The sequence below is a fragment of the Spiroplasma endosymbiont of Thecophora atra genome, assembly GCF_964019735.1.
Taxonomy (GTDB): Bacteria; Bacillota_I; Bacilli_A; order Mycoplasmatales; family VBWQ01; genus Spiroplasma_E; species Spiroplasma_E ixodetis_A.
Genome location: NZ_OZ026464.1, coordinates 1,121,231 through 1,141,022, shown reverse-complemented (window position 1 = coordinate 1,141,022; position 19,792 = coordinate 1,121,231). Strand labels below are relative to the sequence as shown.

The window sequence follows — 19,792 nt, the reverse complement described above, 5'->3', positions numbered from 1 at the left end:
GAGGAAAAGATGTATCGTTTTCGCTCAATTAAATATCTAGCAATGACTGGTATTATTACTGGTTTATTAGTAACAATTGGTTATTGTTCAACTTTTCTTTTTGGTTGAGCAATTACTAGTTTATTTGGTGGAAATTCTACTTTGCAATTATTTGATGCTGTTTTTATTCCGTTTTGTGCTTTTTTTGAAGGGCCAATGCTGTTATTTGCAGGACCAATTGCCGGTGGCATTTTTGATTTAATTAGTGGTGTTAAAATTGTGGTTATTCCTATTACAATTTTTATTAGAATTTTAATGTTTTTTGTTATTAAGTTATTAATTAATAAATCTTGATGAAGTACTATTTATACTTTCTTTTTTGCTGGTATTTTATTACTTATTTATCCATTGTCTTATTTAGTAATTTATCAAGATTATGCTATTACAGTTAATGAATTAATTACTGATAGTATTCAAGCTATCTTTGCTTATTTTGTTGCTATTCCACTTTATTATGCTCTTAGTAAAAATAAGATTAGATCAAATTATAGTTTTTGAAATGATCAAGAATTTGATTATTTAAAAAATAAAAAAATAACTGTTTTAGAATAGTTTACTTATTATCAATTATTGATATCTAATATAGACAATATGGTATAATTTTATAAACTTAATATAAGTTTATACCCATTTACTTAAGTTTTAAGGTAAAGGGTTTTTAATTAAAATAAGGAGAAAAAGGTTTTATGAATAAAAAAATTAAAAAAAGTTTTAAAAAAATATCTAAGTTAAAAAAAGTAATTAAAAATCATATAATCGATCCAACACCATCTGAAACAGTTATTGCAACTACTGTTCTTTCTGCTGCTATTAGTGGTATTATAATTGGAGAGCTGGTGGTGCACCCGTTATTGCTCCTGTGCTTGCTGGTAGTATTATTGCGGTGGGAACGGTTTCTGCTATGACATATATAGTAGAAAAAATAAATGAATCAGAAAATAATAGTGTTATTGAAGGTAGTAAATCTCAAACAAAGAGATTAACATCAGTAATATAGATAAATTAATATCATGAAATGTTACTTTTAATATTTAATTAATAATAAAAAAATGAATAATTATTATATTCATTTTTTATTTTAAATAATAGTTAGCGTATATTCATTATTAAATTGAATTTCACGAATTGAAAATTTTACTTTAATAACATCACCTTTTGAAAAATAAGTTCCATCATTTACAGATTTACTTACTTTAACTTTAAAGTGGTCACCTTGTTTCATAAGATCAGCAATTCTTTCTCCTAAAGAATAAATTGGACTTTTTAGATAGTTTGTTAAATCTGTATCAACTAATAATTTTGATTTAGGTTGTCCAATTTTAAATTCTGGAATATCATTAAAGTTATTTAATGATATGTTAGATGTGGTTGGTAATTTAGGTAATACAAGACCATCATTTGGTTTGGATAAAATATTTAATAAATAATTGTCAGATAATTGTTTATTATTTTTTTCAAAAAATATAGTTACTGTAGCACCTGTAATTATATAATCTGTATGATCTATTTTTTTATTAATTATTGGTGAGTAAGATTTAACTTTCATCTTAATGAATTGTGTATCACTATGTTTAAAAAGTCTATATTTTCCTTGACCACTAACTGCTTTTAATTTTAAAATATCAACTAAAAAGTTAGCACCATCAGCAGATTTAGCTTTAGCAGTTTCGCTATCATTTTCTAATAAATTGCTGGCAGTAATATTGTTTAGTTGAATAGAGTTTCATTTTGTTAATTTAGTTATATTATTTTGATAGATATCTAATTTGATTGTTGAATTATTATTTGAATCTAAAAAATTAAAATCTTTTTTGTACTTGTATATTCATTTTTAAATTATCATCTGATTGACATGCAATAAGTGAACTTGTACTAACTGTTGTTAAAATAACTGCTGTCATTGATTTAAATAAAGTTTTCATATTTTTCATATTTTTTCTTTCTCCTTTTAAATCTAGAAAAATTTTAGTTATTTTTAATAATTTGGTAATTAATTAAAAATAATTTTCTGATATAAATTATATATTTTTAGCACTTATTAATGATTTTCATAATAATTTTCTTTTGTTAGTGTTGTTTTAATAATTTTAAAGTTGAATAAAAAAATATTTAATAAAACTGCTCAATTGAGCAGTTTTATTTTAAAAAATGTTATTTTTGAATTAAATATTTTATATAAACTTTAAATTGGTTGTTCTGGATTGACTGTAACATCTAATTCATTAGATTTACCATATAAGGTTAATGGAATAGAATAATATAGTTCGTTATTGTTAGCATACATTAAACAATTATTAGCAAATTGATTTTTATTTAATTCTGTTAGAAGCTCATAGAAATTATATGTTTGTCAACCTTTATTAACATTATCTTCTCAATAATATAAATTTCCAGAAAAAGTTGAACTCTTATCTAATTTTAAAGTTAGAATATAGTCAGATTTAGTATTATTTAAAAATATATCATAATCTATGTTTACCTTTTTATGAGGTAATACATTTATTTTTTGAGATGGATATTTTAATGTTACTGATTCAGAATTTGTATTTGTGGTACTATGACCAAAGTTAAAATTAAAGGTTGTTTCTTCAAAAGGTATTGATATTTTTTCACTTATACCAACATCATATGTATTAGTAACAGAATAAGTATTTGTTACTTCTTTATCGTATTCTTGTGTACTAAGTGGTTGTTCAATGTTTGTATTATTTTTAATATTAAGTTTCATATTTTCTAATCAATAACCTTTATTTTTCATATGACCCATTACAAGAATGTCTAGAAAATTTCATATATTAAAATCAAATTCTTGTCTATAACTTAAAGTAATTTCACCTTTATAGTCACCAGTTCCTTCAATTATAGCACTTGTACTATTAATAGATCCTTTAATATTAAAATCATTAATAGTTAAAATACTAGCATCATAATTTATGCTTTTGATACCAATTAAAAGTTCCTCTTTGGTTGGAATTAAATTTTTTGCTAAAATTTTAATAAATCCTAGGTTTTGATTTGCTATAAGTAAATTTAAGTCTTTTTTCTCTTGTGTGGTTGTAATATTTATATTTATCGTTTTTTAACCCGTAAAGTTTATAGAAGTACGTAATGCAATTATTTTTATAATTAATTTTCTATTTTTAATATCAGCATCTTGTAGAGGTGTATTATTATTTTTACTAATTTTTACATCGCTTAGTTGTAAATTTGAAAATATTTTTTTTCTTAATTTATTAATTAATTCAACTTTAAAAACTTTTACATTATTATCAAGTGTTGTAATGTCTAAGTTATCAGATAAACCTTTTAAATCTTTTTTATGTACAGGATATACTGTTCCTCCACAAGCAACTAAACTAATACTTGTTGGTGTTGCAACCATTAAAGATAATATAAATCTTAGCAGTTTTCTCATAATTATTTACCACCTTATTTTTTTCTTATTATTTTTTTTATTGTTTAAATTTTGGTAATTTATTGGGATTATCAATTTTTGAGCCAGTAGCAAAATTACTGTGTTCTATTATTTTTTTTACATTTCATTTTGAAAGGTTTTGATTGAATGATCTTGCATTAAAAAACATTTTATTCATATTTGTTGCATTAGAAGTATTTCAATTTGAAATATTTTGATTAAATGTTAAAGCATCAGCAAACATTGAATTCATATTTATTACATTTGATGTATTTCAATCTGCAAGACTTTGATTAAATGCAATAGCATTTTGAAAGATAAGATTTAAATCTGTTACTTTTGAAATGTCTCACTTTGAAATATCTTGATTGAAGACAATAGCATCTCAAAACATGTGTTTTAAAGAAGTTATTTCTGGTGGTAATTGATCTGGCACTTTTTGAATTGTTTTTGGCATTTTAACCACTTGAATTTGATTAATGATGTTTTTATAAAATCCAATTTGAACAATTTCTTTGCTATTTATATTTGATAAATCTGTTTCATTAGTTGTTATTTGTTCTCCATCTTTGTCAATGTAAATTGTGTCTTGTTGAGTTTTATTAATTATATGTGCATTTTGTTGCGAACTACTATTTAAATTAACATTATTTACATTTCCAACAGTAATTGTAATTGCTAAAATACTTAATGTTGTTAATATTTTTTTCATATTACTAACACCCTCCCTCCTTTATTTTTTGTTATTATAATTTTACATGATTTTAAAAACTAGTTATTTATGTATATATCTTTTCATATATTGTTAAGTGATAGTTTAATTATATTTATAAGATTATCTGCAACTTTCGATTTAATTTTATTTAAACTTTGATATACTAAAACATAGTAAATAGTTTATAAGCAAAAGATAGGTGAATAAATAATATTATGAGTATCGATAAAAAATACATTAGAAATTTTTCAATTATTGCCCATATTGATCATGGTAAATCAACTTTGGCTGATCGTATTTTAGAATTAACTAATGCCGTTTCAAAAAGGGAAATGAAAAATCAATTGTTAGATTCACTGGATTTAGAACGTGAACGTGGCATTACAATTAAACTAAATAGTGTACAGCTTAAATATCAATCATTAGATGGTCATACTTATTTGCTTCACTTAATTGATACTCCAGGTCATGTTGACTTTACTTATGAAGTATCGCGTAGTTTAGCAGCATGTGAGGGTGCCATTTTAGTAGTTGATGCTGCTCAGGGTATTGAAGCACAAACTTTAGCAAATGTATATTTAGCATTAGATAATGACTTAGCAATTATTCCTGTTATTAATAAAATAGATTTACCAAGTGCTGAACCAGAAAAAGTTAAAGAAGAAATTGAAAAAGTATTGGGTTTACCTGCTGATTATGCGCCTTTAATTTCTGCAAAAACAGGTATTAATATTCGCGATGTTTTAGAAGCAGTTATTAAATATATTCCTTATCCAATTGATGCTGATGATAATGAACCATTACGTGCTTTAATTTTTGATTCATTATATGATAAATATCGTGGAGTGATGGCATTTATTAGAATCAAAACTGGTGTAATTAAAGTTGGTGATAAAGTAAGAATGATGTCAACTGGTGCTGAATATGAAATTACTGAATTAGGAGTACGCACACCAAAAGAAGAAAAGAGAGAAATGTTAACAGCTGGTGAAGTTGGTTGAATTAGTGGTGCAATTAAAATAATTAGTGATATTCATGTTGGTGATACGATTACTAGTGTTATTAATCCTGCTGATGCACCATTACCAGGTTATAAAACTTTAAAACCAATGGTTTATTGTGGTTTATATCCAATTGATACTAATAAATATCAAGAATTAAAGGATGCATTATATAAAATTCAATTATCGGATGCCTCATTAATTTTTACTGCTGAAACATCACAAGCATTAGGTTTTGGTTTTCGTTGTGGTTTTTTAGGGTTATTACATATGGATGTTATTCAAGAGCGTTTAGAGCGTGAATATAATTTAGTTTTAATTTCAACAGCTCCTTCTGTAATTTATGAAGTAAATTTAACTAATGGTGAAAAGTTAATAATTGATAATCCAGCAAAATGACCAACTGTGCAAACAATTAAAAGTGTAGAAGAACCATTTGTACAAGTAACAATAATGACACCAGAACAATATGTTGGTGCATTGATGCAATTATGTCAGGATAAACGCGGAACTTATTTAGATCTAAAATATGCTGATAATTTACGAAGAACTCTTATTTATAATATGCCACTGAATGAAATTGTCATTGATTTTTTTGATAAATTAAAATCAATATCAAAAGGTTATGCTTCATTAGATTATGAGTTAATTGGTTATCAGGAAAGTAAATTAGTGAAAATGGATATTTTATTAGCAGGTAATATTGTTGATACATTATCTGTTATTGTTCATAAGGATTTTGCTTATGATCGTGGGCGTGTTTTATGTGAAAAATTAAAAAAATTAATTCCGAAACAAAATTTTGAAGTTGCTATTCAGGCTGCTATTAATAATAAAATTATTGCTCGTCAAACTGTGCAAGCAGTTAGAAAAGATGTTATTGCTAAATGTTATGGTGGTGATATTACAAGAAAAAGAAAACTTTTAGAAAAACAAAAAGAAGGAAAGAAAAAAATGAAATCGATTGGTAATGTTGAATTACCACCAGAAGCATTTCGTGCTGTTTTAAAAATAGATGAAGAAAATTAATAAAAATGTATATATATATATATATGATTTGTATTTTTCTAAATTGAATTATTTGAAAATAAAAAAATAATTGACTTAAATAGAACAATTATTTTTTTTATTTTTATAAATCATATTTTTAGATTAAAATCAGATTTCTCACAATTTTATGTTAAATATATAGTATTTTTTTTAATTCTGCAATTATTTCCATTTTAATTTTGATGTATTTTTTTTGCATTTCAATATTAATTAAATTTTCTTGAGTTTTTGACTGATTATTTTCTAAATTATTTTTAATTATTGCGTGACACTCAATTTCTCTAGAGTAATTTTTAATCATATTTTTTTATGTTATTAATCATTTTATATTCCCCATTTCAAAGTTTTATAAATAATTCCCTAAGAAATTGATAAAATTTTAATTTATAATAAGTATATTAATAATAATTACTTAAATGGGGAGTAGAGGGTTATGTGAAAATTTTATTAAAAATAATTGATTGTTTGAACCCAATTTCTATTTTTAAAAGTATTAAAGCTAAATTGTAAAGGTAAGTGCAACTAAATTATTTTTCTATCCAAATATTCGATTGGTGAAAGATAATTTAGTATTTTTCTTGGTCTTTGGTTTAAAGACAATATAAATTTATGAACTTCATTTTTATTAGTTTTTGAAAAAATAAATTTTTTAGGAAATTTTTCTCTAATTAAACCATTAGTATTTTCATTAGTACCTCTTTGTCAAGGTGAATATGGATTGGCAAAATAAATTTTTATATCTAAATTTTTTTCAAGTTGTTGTCAATTTGAAAATTCTTTGCCACGATCAAAAGTAATAGTTTTAACAATGTTTTTAGGAAGAATTGATAAATAATAACTAACATTTTTATTAATAACTTTAGTAGTTCTGTTTTTAACTAATATTGCTAAAGTAAATCGTGATACTCTTTCAACTAAAGTTATTAAACATGATTTGCTTTTACCTCGTGATGATACTATAGTATCTCCTTCTCAATGACCAAGTGTTATACGATCATTAACATTTATATCTCGTTCTTTAATTGATTTACCATTAAACTTGCCACGATTTTCTTTAGATTTTCGTTTTTTACCTTTTCTTCTTAAATTTTTACTAGTAACTTTATCAAGCATTCCAAAATAAATTCAAGTATAAATTGTTTTAAAACTAATAACTCACTCTTTATGAAAATTTTTAATTCTGCCATAAATTTGTTCAGGTGATCAACCTAATAGTAATTTTTGTTGTACATATTTTACTAAATTCTTATTTTTAAACTTATGAAAACTAATATGTGATTGTTTTCGATTTTCAGCTTTATTTTGTGCAATTAATGAAAAATAATGATTATTATCTTTATTTCTATTAATTTCTCGAATAATAGTACTAATACTTCGATTAAGATTTTTAGCTATTTCACTAATTTTAAATTTAAATTTCAATTGATTCTCAATATAAATCCTTTCATCTATGCCAAGATGTTTATAACTCATATAAAAACTCCTTACTTTTTTCTAAACTAAATTTAGCATTATGAAATTTTTATATGAGAATTTTTTGCAATTTTATTTACTTGCACTTACAAGTATAACTCAGCAAAAAGTATATAGAAAATAGAGCTAAGATTGAAGCAAAATTAATTGATAAAGAAAAGCAAAGACAACATGAAAAAGATTTATAAGATTCTAGATTTAAACATGAATCACTTGAAAATGAAAAAGACAGAAAATTACAAAAAGAATTAGCTGAAGAAAAAACTAAAAGATTAGGGTTAATATTAGAAAATAAATTAATTATAAATAGACAAAATTATTATTTAAAACATGATAATAATCCTAAATTAGAATTAGAACTTAAAAGAAAACGAATTAAAGGTAAAAAAATAAAGTAATATTGTATTTACAAAAATATGAGGTTAAAATTGATATAATCACTCTATTGAAGGTGATTTTAAGGAGTTTTGATAATGGATTTAAATATCAATAAAAATTTAAAAACAAAAGTTTTAAATAATTTTTTAAATTTATTAGCAATTAATTTAGCAGATACTTATTTAGAAACCTTAAAAAAATATAAATCAAAAGATGTAGATGAATTAGTATTAAATTTTTTAGATCAAGTAGTTTATTTAGTGGATGAAGAAATTGATATAACAAACGTTAAAAATAGTTCTAAAATATCCAAAATGAATATTAAACAAAAAGAAAAATTTAATAATGCTTTAAGAAAAGATAATAAATATCGAAAAATGTGTTCAGTTCTTAATTTTATATATCGAGTAATAAAAGAAGAAGAAACACAAGAACAAGTATTCAATAATATATATCATTTTTATGAAAAATCTGATGCTAAAACTTTAGAAATATTTTCTAATGATTATAAAGAAAAAGAAAAATTTGATTTTTTTAAAGAAATAAAATTAAAGTTAAAAAATAGTAATAGTTTTTTATATAAATCAAATTTACAAGCAAATATATAAGTTTAATATATTTATAAAGTATCTTTAAAAACATCTCTAATAAAATATTAGAGATGTTTTATGAATAAACAAAATTATAAAAATTAAAATGATTTATAATTTTACTATTAAATTTTTCAATAAGTATTACAATTTTTTTTAAAAAAAGAACTAACTTAAAATTAGTTATTTTAAATTAGATTATTTATTTTTATATATTCCATCAGTAGTTGTTGCATAAATAGTAAAATTATTAGAATTATAAATTAATTCGTTAATTGAATTAAGTTTATTTTCATTCATTAAATTAAAGTTGTTTTCTTTATAACTTTTTCATATATTACCATCTTTATCACCAACTAAAACTCCTGTTCCAAAAGTTATTACTGTTGTATTTATTGTTTTTAAAGTTTGCTTATATTGTAAAAATTTACGACTAGTAACAGGTTTATAATAAACTTTTTTACTCTTGTTAGTAACAAAGACTGTTTCTTTATTATCAACAGCAATGCTTGTAATACCACTATCTTCTAGTTGCTCAACTAAATTAAAAGGATTACCCCCAATACTTTTAAAAATCATTCCTTCTGTATTACCGGCATAAATTAAGCCATTTTTAGTTGTTTTTAAAACTGTAATGTTACCTGTTGCCCCATCTATTTTTTCTAATTCAGTTGTTGGACTTGAATTAGTATATACCCCTTCATTTGTTCCTATATAAATATTATTTTCTTTGTCAAAAGTCATTGCTAATAATTGATGTGAACTTAAAGTATATTTTTCAGCAAGTTGATCATTTTTAAGAATATAAACTTTTAATTCATTATTTTTTTCATTATAAGTTCCAACGTAAATTGTTCCATTAGGTGTTATAATTAGTGATTTTATTTTATAATCATAATTAAGTAAATTTATTTCTTCAAAAGATTGACCATTGTCACTTTTATAAACAATACCTTTATTATTAACAGCATAAGTTTGCTCACCGTTAAAAGTTAAACTATTAATTTCACCAGTAGTGCCTGTCATTTTGTTAAAACTAATTTTAGAAACATTGTTTTTATTTAAAAAAGTAGTATTTTGATTGCTATTAATTATTTTATTATTTGATAATATCATCCCTAAACTTGTAACACTGGTAATTAATAATAACAATTGTTTAAATTTCATTTTCATTCCCCCTTTTTTTAAAAAATAAATTAAGATTTATCAAAAATACATTATTTTTTGTATTTGTTTTTTGGTAAATCTTAATTTAAGTTTATATTTGCAAAAAATAATATACAATAAAAAATCTAAAAAAATGTGAATTACAATTACACTTTATCAAAATTATATATGCAATATGTATTGTTTGTCTTTATTTATATTGTGATTCTTAGTTAGTTATGGTATTCTATTATGGTATTCTATATTAAAAGATGGTTTTGTAAGTGAGGTGTTTGTTATGTTAAATTTAGATTTTGTTGGACCTCACGGCATTACTGATACTTATGGTGGATGATTTCATGTTTATGCATTTGCTATTATGTCAGGTATTTTTGCTTCAATTATTGCTTCTTGAGTAAAATTTAAACGTTATCGTGTTCCTACTGATTCTTTAGCATGATCAATAATATTTATTATTCCTGCTTCATTATTTGGTGCTAGTTTTCTTGGTAAGGATGATCCTGATAAGTCAATTAGTTTTTTTGAAAAATTTGCATTTTGAAAACCAGGGATGTCTATTCATGGTGGTGTTTTATTTGGCATTATTGCTGGTGCAATTATTTTTTACTTTGTTGGTCGTAAGTATAAAATATCATTATGAATATATGGCGATTTAATTATTCCTAATATTTTATTAGGGCAGATATTAGGACGTTGAGGTAATTTCTTTAATCATGAATTACTTGGTAACGTTGTAAGTTATGATTCATTATCATGATTACCTGCTTTTATTCGTGATAATTGTTTTAAATTAATTGGTGGACCAAGTGGTAATCCCGAAACGATTAATGGTGAAATTGTTTATCGTGCACCAATATTTCTTTATGAATCAATTGCTAATTTAGGTTTATGATTAGCGATTACATTTATTGTTCCAAATCTTGGTAAACGATTTGGTAAAAAGCCATGAAAAGTGGAACCAGATAAGTTTCAATTTGATTTTAAAGATAATTTTAAATACTGAGGAAAAATAACTTTTAATCCAAAATATTGAAATAAAGTAAATCGTGACCCAAAGCATTTGACTTGAATTAAAATGTGAAATGAAGTTTACTATTATAATCAAGTACCAAAAAATGTAGTAAATAAAGCATTAGCAGAAGTCAAACCTTCTGGTAAGAAAATTAATGATTATATAAATAAAAGCAAAAAACTTTATGAAATAAATAATCCACATCATTATCGAATGATGCATGCAGGTGTTCAAATGGGACTTTATTTTTTTGGATGAAATTTAATTAGATTTATTTTAGAGTTACAGCGCCCACCAGAAGATTTATTTTTAATTAATCGTCCAATCCTTAATTATACAATTTTATTATTGATTACTTTCTTTGGTCTGTTTCTAGCAATATTTGCACAATTTGTTGCAGCAAAATATTTACGTAGCGAAGGATGAACATATGAAAAAGAATATTAATAATATTCTTTTTTATTATTAAAATAATTATTATAACAGAAAATAAGCTATTAAATAGATAATATTAATTAGATTTGGTGTTTTTGTTATAATATTTATATACTAATGTATGAGGTGAAATTAGTGTTAGCAGTAGTAAGTGATGATAGTAGTACTAATACCATTAAGTTTTTAGGTTTTGAGATTCCAATTACTACTTTTTTATATTCAATGGGTGGGTTAGCACTTTTGATTTTTCTGTTATTATTATCAATTTTATTAATAATGTATTTACGCAAAAGGATTTCTATTAAAGGATACTTAAGTTTAGAAGAAAAAGATTATCAATTTGAAGATAAAATTTTGGAAATTGAACATGAAATTGCCAAATTACAAAGAAAATTTTATTCAAGTAAACATATTTCTAAAAAGACAAAAAAATATTTTAACTAATTAAATGTAGGTGATGTATATGTCTAAAATAAAATTTAAATTATTTGATAAATTTTTTTCACAAAAAAATAGGTTATCAGATAAAGAAGATTATCAAAAATCAACTAATAATAACACTTATTTTAGCAATGTTGTACCACCAATTAATAAAAATAAAGAAAATATTCATAATTCTGATTTTAATGAAAACGATTATAATGAAAAAAAATATGATGGTAAAAATATACAAGTTACTAGTTCTTATATAATACCTTTACAAGAAAAAAAGACAGTGCCGATCAATGAAAACTTTACTAAAGAAAAAGATATGTATTATGATCAACCACAAACATTTAATACTATGGAAATAGTTAGTTATAAAAATAGTTTTAAAATTCCAAAACCAATTAGCAGAGAAATTAAATCAGAGAAGCTAAAACAATTGATTTTATTATTTATTGGTGTTATGACATTAATTATTGCTTCAACTTTTATTGGTTTATATTTTGGTATGATTAACATAAAAATTATTCCTCATCCTGTAATTACTATTCCATTAGCAATTATTGCTCTTACTATTATTTTGATTAATATTATTGAATTTGTGACATTAAGAAGAGAAGTGGATTTATATATTGAAAGAACACTAAAAGGATCGCTATTACCTCCTAATTTTATAATTAGAAATTATCGTAAAATTCATGCTAACTTGATAATTATTAATTGAATAAGTATTAGTAGTTATATTGTTCTTGGTATTATTATTGGCATTATGTTTTTGATTAGTGGTCAGAAATTAACTTTTATTATTCAAAAATGAACAGTTAATGTTCCTGATATTATTAAAGATGCAATAACATTAACAATTATTTTAGGTGTTATTTTCTTTATTCATATGATTAATATTGTTATTTTTAAATTTCGTAAACGTAATATTATAAGTTATTATGGCTATGAAATTATTAATCCACAAGAGTTAAATCAGTACAAAAAAAAGATAAATAGAATATGTATGATTATTACTATTGGTTTTACTGCTTTAATATTTTTTGCAATTGTTATTCCAATATTTGTATTAAAAAGAAGAAAGAAAAAGTAGTTATTATTTATAATATATATATATAGTAATAATCATTTTTATAAGGTGTTAATTATGTCAAAAAATTTAAATAAATGAGGAAGAGAAACAATTACTTTCAATGAATTCCAAAATAAAAAATGTCAATTTAAAAGTTGTGAAGAAAATATTTTTAGTCATAGTTTAGATTTAAATTATTTTAAAAAAATGATTTCTGAACATTTAACAAATTTAAATAAATTAGAACAAGAACAAGAGTTATTTAAATTTAGTAACTCTATATATGCATCTGATTTTTGCAAAAATCATTTATTTGAAATATATTTTTCTTATTTAACTAAACTTAAGATTATTGATTTTTTAATTCCTTGTTCAAATAAAATAATAGAGTCATGATTTTTTGATTTTTTAATATATAATCAAACTAATGATGAATGATTAAGATGTTACCATGATAATAAAGGTATTGACATTTTAAAAACCTAGTTTAAAAAAATAATTCCTAATACATTTTTGAAACAACCAATTACCGAAAAATTTTCAAAAGTGCATAATATTGATAGTGAAATTAGATGATTTAATGAATCTACACATTATTTATCTATTCCTATAATTATAAGAAAGAATTATATTTTAAAAGAATATATAGGTACTACAAAAGAACAAGGTAGATTAAATGGCCCAGATTTTATTTTAGAAAATATAAATAATAAAAAAACATTAGGACTTGAAATTGTTGAATTAAATCCTGTGTTGTTTGTTTTTCCTAATGGAGTAAGAGATTTTGAAAAAGTTGGTAAAAAGTTAGATAAACAAATTAATGAACAAAAAGGTGGAAATTTTTATAGAAATTGAATTAATTTAATTAAAATAGTTGAAGATAAAATTAATAAGTGAAAAAAATTTCAAAAAACTGATGAAAAGGTAATTGGAATAATATTAAATAATTCAGTTCCCGATATTTGATATTATATTTTTGAAATATCTTTAAAATTTTCCAAATTTAATAATGAAATTGATTATTTTTTTATTCTTTAAAACAAAATTATTTTTTTTATTTTGAAATGATTATTTTAGTAAATTTATTTTTTATGAAAGCAATAAAAGAATTTTAGAAAACAATTATTAGTAGATGAAATTAATGATTATAGATTGACATATTATAATAAAAGTTACCTAATGGTAACTTTTATTATAATTAAATTTTTAAATATGATTACTTCCATAAGAAGGTAAATCAATTATTGCTCATTCATCTTCATCATTTATTGCTTCTTTTGCATCATCTAACATATCATATTCTTCTTCAACATTTTTGTTATTGTTATTATCTAATGTTATATTACATTCATATTTACTTATATTACTTGCTTCATTATTTACTAGATTGTTTGAGTCTAATGTAGTTTTTTCTTTATATTCATCTAAATATTTTTTTTCATTTTCATTTTTTTCTATTACTTTTATATTTAATTCTTGTTTTTTATTTTTGTAAAAATTTCATGAATAGTAACCAATTCCACCAGCAAGACACACTAATCCCACTGTAAGAGGATTATTTGGAAGTATTGATTTTAATAAATTAGAAAGTATTTCAGAATTAATTTCGCTCTCATTTGTGTTTAAAAATTTCATTTTTATGTTCCTTTCAAATCAAAATAAAAACCTATTTATTTACAAAAATAAATAGGATAAAAACTTATATTAAATTTTTACTAAATAAATATAGCATAATTTATATATTAATTGTTAATAAGTTATTTAAAATTTTTATAAAAAAGCATATATCCAAAAAAATATTGACTTTCGCGTTAAAGTTATATATATTACAAAATAGTATTTGAATAAAGTTAATAAATTATATATAGAGGAAGATATAAGATGCCATCAAAATTAGTAATCATGGAATCTCCAGTTAAAAGTAAAGCAGTACAATCATATTTAGGTAATGATTATTTAGTGTTATCTTCGGATGGACACATTCGTAATTTAGCAATTAAAGGTCAATATGGTTTGGGAATTGATTTAGAAACTTTTGAACCAATTTACAAAATTGATCGCAAAAAAATGCCAAAGGTAAAAGAATTAAAAAGTAAATTAAAAAGTATTACTCATGTTTATCTAGCAACCGATCATGATCGCGAAGGAGAAGCAATTGCTTATCATTTAGATCAAGTATTAGCAACAAGTAATATATCATCACGAATAACTTTTAATGAAATTACTAAAGATGCAATTTTAACAGCATTTAAATCTCCACATAGTATTGATTTATCATTAGTTCGTAGTCAAGAAGCAAGAAGAATGGTTGATCGTATCATTGGTTTTCGCTTAAGTAATCTATTACAAAAAAAGATCGGTTCACGTAGTGCAGGGAGAGTGCAATCAGTAGCATTAAAATTAATAGCAACAAGAGAACGTGAAATTACTAATTTTATTAGTAAAGAATTTTGAACAATTAATAGTACTTATCAAAAAAAAATAATATTAAATTGTGAAAAATATAAAGAAGAACTGTTAGTTATTAATAATGAACAAGAAGCAGTTGCTATTAAAAATGCATTAAGTGATAGTTATCAAGTAATTTCTGTTACTGAACAAAATCGTAAGCGTAATTCATTAAATCCATTTACTACTAGTAGTTTATTACAAGCAGCATCAACGCAATTAAATTTTAGTACTGCTAAAACAACGCTTATTGCTCAGCAATTGTATGAAGGAATTGATGTTAATGGAACACTTATCGGATTTATTAGTTATCCTCGTACTGATTCAATACGTTTAAATGATAAATTTATTGAAAATGCCAAAACATTAATTGTTAATGAATATGGTGAACAATATCTTGGGCAGAAGAAAGAACAGACTAATAAAAAAAATGTGCAAGATGCTCATGAAGCAATCAGACCAACTGATTTAACAATGAATAATAAACGTGCTATTGATTTTTTAAATAAAGATCAATTAAAACTTTATAATTTAATTTATTTTCGTGCCTTTAGTTCATTAATGGCACCAGCACAATTAATTAGTACTACTGTTTTATTTAAAAATAATGATTATCAATTTCGTTTAATAGGACAACAAATCAAGTTTAAAGGATTTTTAACGCTTGATATAGAAAGTCTTGAAAATGAAGAACTTTTAGTTTTACCAAAATTTGAAAAAAATCAAATTATTAAAGTTGAGTCAGTAAATTTACAGCAACACTTTACTAAACCAAAACCAAGATACACAGAAGCTAAATTAATTAAAACATTAGAAGAACTAGGAATTGGTCGACCATCAACTTATAATCCAATTATGAACACTATTAAAGAACGCGGTTATGTTATTATTGAAAATAAGTCTTTTAAAGCTACTGAGAAAGGTCTTTTAACTAATGATAAACTTCAAGAGTTTTTTTATGATATTATTAATGAGACATATACTTCACAAGTTGAAACTCAATTAGATCAAATTGCTCATGGTAATTTTGATATGCATCAAGTAGTAAAAGACTTTTGAGTTAAGTTTGAACCAAGGATTGATGATGCTTTTGATAAAATGACTGAGTTTAAAATTAAACCAGTTTTATTAGATCAAGATTGTCCACTTTGTGGTGCCCCACTTGTGCAAAGAACAGGAAGATATGGTAAATTTAACGGTTGTTCAGCATTTCCAAAATGTCGATATATTCAAAAACAATTAGAAAAAATTAAACCTTGTTTAGTATGTACAGATGGTTGAATGGTTGTTAAATCTTCAAAACAAAATCGAAAATTTTTAGCATGTACTAATTATCCAAATTGTAAACATGTTGAAAAGTATCAAGAAATAGCTTCTGATAAAGAAGTAAAGTAGGTGAAACGCATGTTAAAAGATTATATATTATTAATAGATAAACCTTCATTTATGACATCACAAGATTGTCTTGTTGTTATTAAAAAACGTTTGAAATTAAATAAAATTGGTCATACAGGTACGTTAGATCCTTTAGCAACAGGACTAATGGTAGTACTTGTGAATGAAGCAACCAAAATTAGTGATTTTATTTTAAAAAGTGATAAAGTTTACATTGCAAAAATGCAACTATTTTTAAAAACCGACACCGGCGATATTACTGGTAAAATTATTGAATCAAAACCACATCTTGATTTAAAAGAATCAGAAATTGTTAAAGCACTTGAATTTTATAATAATCGTCAATATGAGCAAATAATTCCTGCTTATGCAGCAGTTAAAATTAATGGTAAAAAACTTTATGAATATGCTCGCGAGAATATTCCTGTTGAATTACCAAAACGTAAGGTTTATATTAAATCTTTAAAATTAATTAGTTTTAATAATGATTTAGTTACTTTTGAAGTAGTATGTTCAAAAGGAACTTATGTTCGAGCTTTGGTTACTGACATTGCTAGAATTTTACATACATCAGCAACTTTAACTTATTTGAGAAGAATTCATCAATCGGGTTTTGATTTAAGTAATGCCTTAAATTTAGATGTTATCAATGAAGAAACAGTTAGTAAAAATCATATTAGTATTTATGATGGTGTTAAAAATATTATGCCAGCGATTGTTGTTGATAATAGTAAAAGTGTTATTGATGGTAAACCTTTAGTTATTGATAGTACTAATGAGCCATATGTTTTAGTTGTTAATTCTGAACATTTGCCATTAGCTATTTATCGTAATCAAAAAAATAATTTATACGTAAGCCAACGAGGTTTTAAATGTAATGAAGATATTAAAATTGAAAAATCTAAATATTCAAAATCAAAAATTGATGTCTAAACCAATTATTGCTTGTTGAGGATTTTTTGATGGTATTCATCAAGGTCATCAAGCCTTATTTAAACAATTATTAGTTAATTCAACAATAAATAATTATCAAACATGTATTATTAGTTTTGATAGAAAACCACAAAGTGTAATTAGTAATAAAAATAATGAGGTTTTATTAAGTAATGAAGATAAAATTAAAACAATTGCTAAATATAATTTTGATTATTATTGGGAAATTAAGTTTAGTAAAGAAATAGCAACACTTTCACCAGAGCAATTTATTTCGTGATTATTGGCAAATAATGTTAAAGCAGTAGTTGTTAATCCAAATATTAGGTTTGGTTATCAAGGGCAAGGTAATATTAAAACATTACAACAATCTTCATTACAAGTTTATCTTTGTAATGATATTATTGTTAATAATAACAAAGTTTCTTCAACTTATATTAAACAACTTTTACAAAATAAAGATATTAGTAGTGCTAATCTTTGTTTACAACAAGAGTCATATACAATTAGTGGTAAAGTAGTTCATGGTATTAAAGAGGCTAGAACGATTAATTTTCCAACTGCTAATTTATCGTTATTAACAAACTATGCACTACCAGGTCTTGCTACTTATATTACGCTTACTGAAGTAGATAATAAATGATATCAAAGTATGACAGTAATTATGTTACGTAATAATAAGCCGTTAGTTGAAACTTACTTATTAAACTTTAATCAAGATTTATATGGAAAAATCATTAAAGTTAGATTTTTAGATTTTCTTCGTGATAATTTAAAATTTACTAATTTAGATGATTTAAAAAAACAAGTGGATAAAGATTTAATAGAAACAATTAAATATTTTGCTAATTCTAGTAGTAAATTATTAAAGCCATAATAATTGTGATATTCTTTATATTTACAATAATTATTAAACATTATAAATACTATTTATTAAAAACTATTTCCAGTAAAATTAAATTTTATTGTATATGCTAATGAAAAATAAAAAAGAAAAAAGGGAGTAAATAAATAATGAAATATTGAGTAAAAGAATTTATAAATCAAATAAAAGATAATAATGAAATTTGTGCAAACTGTGATTATAAAGAAAATTTACATAAAAATATTACTTCAAATGATAATTGTCAAATTGTAAATGATGAAACAATGCCATTGTTACAAGAACACACTTCAAATAATAAATGTATAGTTATTGAAATAGAATCAAACATTTCAGCTGTTAATAATATAGTAGAAATAAATTTACAAGGAAAACAAATTGAACAAAAAAAACAGACTACTAATAAATTACCTAATTATGGTTCAATTTGTTAAGAAGTTAAAACTACATAATCAGACTTAAAATGATGAATTATTTAAATAACTTATTTTAATAGATTAGTTAATTTACTTTCACTAATTTCTTTATATATATTTAAATTAGTTTGTTCGTATAAATAACAAGCTCAATAATATCAAATTAAATTTTGATAATTCATTCATTTTTTGACAATAATTGTTTGTTCATTATTTAAATTAAAACAATTAAATCAAGTATTAATTTCGGTTTCAGAAGTTAAACTTTCAGAAGCAAAAGAGGCAATATCAAATAATTCATCATTTCAACAGGCAAAATCTCAATCAATTAAATATCAGCAATTATTTTTTTTAACAAAATTATTTAATGTTAAATCATTATGAGATAAAACAATTGTTGTTGGTTGATAAGTAGCAATTCATTTGATTACCTCACTGGTTATTTTTTCTAAGCAAGGATTACTAGTAGTTAAATTACAGTATAAATTAAGTTGTTCTAAGCCTTTTCAAGTTTTAATTAATGATTTATTATCAAATTTAATATTATGTAGTTGTTTTACCAATGATGAAATTTGTTCTAATATTTGTTTATTAATTATTTGTTCGCTTAAATTAATTAAATTATGATAATATGGCATTAAGGTTAATAGTTTATTATTATTAATATTGACTTCATTAATAGGTAATGTAATTTTTTTTGATTTAATTAATTTAATAACATTAATTTGATTTGTAAAATTCAAAAAAGGTTGCAAAATATCTTTAGATTGTTTTAAAAAAAAATGTTTATTTACTAAAAATAAGTCATTGGTTAAACCCTTTGTTTTTAATAGTTCTAATTGATATGGTGGTTTAATAGTTTTAAATTTCAAAATGACACCTCTATTTTGCTTGTATTGTCCGTAATAAAATTATACAATTTATTAAATAAAAATTATTGA

At 23.0% G+C, this 19,792-nt stretch carries 23 protein-coding genes; 13 read left to right on the top strand and 10 right to left on the bottom strand.

Annotated features, from left to right (window positions below; genetic code table 4):
- The first annotated feature begins 9 nt into the window (after positions 1–9).
- Positions 10–591 carry a hypothetical protein gene (locus AACL05_RS06470; protein ID WP_338960836.1) on the top strand — a complete coding sequence of 194 codons (582 nt, stop codon included), beginning with the start codon at positions 10–12 and terminating at the stop codon, positions 589–591.
- Positions 592–725: 134 nt separating this feature from the next.
- Positions 726–953 carry a hypothetical protein gene (locus tag AACL05_RS06465; RefSeq protein ID WP_338985905.1) on the top strand — a complete coding sequence of 76 codons (228 nt, stop codon included), beginning with the start codon at positions 726–728 and terminating at the stop codon, positions 951–953.
- 164 nt (positions 954–1,117) lie between these two features.
- Here the strand turns inward: AACL05_RS06465 and AACL05_RS06460 are convergent, their stop codons facing one another.
- The 5 genes from AACL05_RS06460 to AACL05_RS06440 form a co-directional block, all read right to left on the bottom strand.
- The gene (locus tag AACL05_RS06460; RefSeq protein WP_338960831.1) at positions 1,118–1,585 is read right to left on the bottom strand and encodes a hypothetical protein; all 468 of its coding nucleotides are present in this window, start codon (positions 1,583–1,585) and stop codon (positions 1,118–1,120) included.
- Positions 1,586–1,838: 253 nt separating this feature from the next.
- Complete coding sequence (locus AACL05_RS06455; protein ID WP_338985904.1) at positions 1,839–1,970, bottom strand: hypothetical protein; 132 nt, start codon at positions 1,968–1,970, stop codon at positions 1,839–1,841.
- Positions 1,971–2,221: 251 nt separating this feature from the next.
- Positions 2,222–2,806, bottom strand: a complete 585-nt coding sequence (locus AACL05_RS06450; protein WP_338985902.1) for an ETX/MTX2 family pore-forming toxin — start codon at positions 2,804–2,806, stop codon at positions 2,222–2,224.
- Positions 2,807–3,118: 312 nt separating this feature from the next.
- Entirely contained in the window at positions 3,119–3,454 is a 336-nt protein-coding gene (locus AACL05_RS06445; RefSeq protein ID WP_338960825.1) for a hypothetical protein, read from the bottom strand.
- A 37-nt stretch (positions 3,455–3,491) separates the two neighbouring features.
- A complete protein-coding gene (locus AACL05_RS06440) occupies positions 3,492–4,166 on the bottom strand; it encodes a BspA family leucine-rich repeat surface protein (protein ID WP_338985900.1) in 675 nt (224 codons plus the stop codon).
- A 224-nt stretch (positions 4,167–4,390) separates the two neighbouring features.
- Between AACL05_RS06440 and lepA the strand changes: the two genes are divergently transcribed.
- Entirely contained in the window at positions 4,391–6,199 is a 1,809-nt protein-coding gene (lepA, locus tag AACL05_RS06435) for a translation elongation factor 4 (RefSeq protein WP_422397373.1), read from the top strand.
- A 151-nt stretch (positions 6,200–6,350) separates the two neighbouring features.
- Here lepA and AACL05_RS06430 read toward each other — a convergent pair whose 3' ends face one another.
- Both AACL05_RS06430 and AACL05_RS06425 read right to left on the bottom strand, forming a co-directional pair.
- On the bottom strand, positions 6,351–6,521 hold the full coding sequence (locus AACL05_RS06430; protein WP_338960816.1) for a hypothetical protein: 171 nt from the start codon (positions 6,519–6,521) through the stop codon (positions 6,351–6,353).
- Positions 6,522–6,742: 221 nt separating this feature from the next.
- A complete protein-coding gene (locus AACL05_RS06425; RefSeq protein WP_338960236.1) occupies positions 6,743–7,693 on the bottom strand; it encodes an IS30 family transposase in 951 nt (316 codons plus the stop codon).
- A 473-nt stretch (positions 7,694–8,166) separates the two neighbouring features.
- Here AACL05_RS06425 and AACL05_RS06420 point away from each other — a divergent pair, with 473 nt between their 5' ends.
- Complete coding sequence (locus AACL05_RS06420; RefSeq protein WP_338960812.1) at positions 8,167–8,679, top strand: hypothetical protein; 513 nt, start codon at positions 8,167–8,169, stop codon at positions 8,677–8,679.
- Positions 8,680–8,859: 180 nt separating this feature from the next.
- Here AACL05_RS06420 and AACL05_RS06415 read toward each other — a convergent pair whose 3' ends face one another.
- Positions 8,860–9,828: a hypothetical protein gene (locus AACL05_RS06415; RefSeq protein ID WP_338960809.1), complete on the bottom strand. Its 969-nt coding sequence runs from the start codon at positions 9,826–9,828 to the stop codon at positions 8,860–8,862.
- A gap of 277 nt (positions 9,829–10,105) precedes the next feature.
- Between AACL05_RS06415 and AACL05_RS06410 the strand changes: the two genes are divergently transcribed.
- From AACL05_RS06410 to AACL05_RS06390, 5 genes are all read left to right on the top strand, one after another.
- A complete protein-coding gene (locus AACL05_RS06410) occupies positions 10,106–11,287 on the top strand; it encodes a prolipoprotein diacylglyceryl transferase (RefSeq protein WP_338985899.1) in 1,182 nt (393 codons plus the stop codon).
- 105 nt (positions 11,288–11,392) lie between these two features.
- On the top strand, positions 11,393–11,719 hold the full coding sequence (locus tag AACL05_RS06405) for a hypothetical protein (RefSeq protein WP_252320774.1): 327 nt from the start codon (positions 11,393–11,395) through the stop codon (positions 11,717–11,719).
- A 19-nt stretch (positions 11,720–11,738) separates the two neighbouring features.
- Positions 11,739–12,797 (top strand): MSC_0882 family membrane protein, encoded by a 1,059-nt coding sequence (locus AACL05_RS06400; protein ID WP_338973901.1) that lies wholly within the window; start codon positions 11,739–11,741, stop codon positions 12,795–12,797.
- 54 nt (positions 12,798–12,851) lie between these two features.
- The gene (locus tag AACL05_RS06395) at positions 12,852–13,262 is read left to right on the top strand and encodes a hypothetical protein (RefSeq protein WP_338960801.1); all 411 of its coding nucleotides are present in this window, start codon (positions 12,852–12,854) and stop codon (positions 13,260–13,262) included.
- Between the two features lie 27 nt (positions 13,263–13,289).
- Positions 13,290–13,814, top strand: coding sequence for a hypothetical protein (locus AACL05_RS06390; protein WP_338960798.1), 525 nt, complete (start codon positions 13,290–13,292; stop codon positions 13,812–13,814).
- Positions 13,815–13,982: 168 nt separating this feature from the next.
- Here the strand turns inward: AACL05_RS06390 and AACL05_RS06385 are convergent, their stop codons facing one another.
- Positions 13,983–14,411: a hypothetical protein gene (locus AACL05_RS06385; RefSeq protein ID WP_338960795.1), complete on the bottom strand. Its 429-nt coding sequence runs from the start codon at positions 14,409–14,411 to the stop codon at positions 13,983–13,985.
- Between the two features lie 246 nt (positions 14,412–14,657).
- On the opposite strand from AACL05_RS06385, the gene topA reads away from it, so the two are divergent.
- The 4 genes from topA to AACL05_RS06365 all read left to right on the top strand — a co-directional run bounded on the left by topA (position 14,658) and on the right by AACL05_RS06365 (position 18,869).
- Positions 14,658–16,619 carry a type I DNA topoisomerase gene (gene topA, locus AACL05_RS06380; RefSeq protein ID WP_338960793.1) on the top strand — a complete coding sequence of 654 codons (1,962 nt, stop codon included), beginning with the start codon at positions 14,658–14,660 and terminating at the stop codon, positions 16,617–16,619.
- Positions 16,620–16,628: 9 nt separating this feature from the next.
- Positions 16,629–17,552 carry a tRNA pseudouridine(55) synthase TruB gene (truB, locus tag AACL05_RS06375; RefSeq protein ID WP_252320746.1) on the top strand — a complete coding sequence of 308 codons (924 nt, stop codon included), beginning with the start codon at positions 16,629–16,631 and terminating at the stop codon, positions 17,550–17,552.
- Positions 17,497–18,429 carry a riboflavin biosynthesis protein RibF gene (gene ribF / locus AACL05_RS06370; RefSeq protein WP_338985897.1) on the top strand — a complete coding sequence of 311 codons (933 nt, stop codon included), beginning with the start codon at positions 17,497–17,499 and terminating at the stop codon, positions 18,427–18,429. Before truB ends, ribF begins: the two co-directional genes overlap by 56 nt.
- A gap of 137 nt (positions 18,430–18,566) precedes the next feature.
- Positions 18,567–18,869 (top strand): hypothetical protein, encoded by a 303-nt coding sequence (locus AACL05_RS06365; RefSeq protein WP_338960787.1) that lies wholly within the window; start codon positions 18,567–18,569, stop codon positions 18,867–18,869.
- A 50-nt stretch (positions 18,870–18,919) separates the two neighbouring features.
- On the opposite strand, the gene AACL05_RS06360 is transcribed toward AACL05_RS06365, so the two are convergent.
- Positions 18,920–19,723, bottom strand: a complete 804-nt coding sequence (locus AACL05_RS06360; protein WP_338960784.1) for a phosphotransferase — start codon at positions 19,721–19,723, stop codon at positions 18,920–18,922.
- Positions 19,724–19,792: the final 69 nt, after the last annotated feature.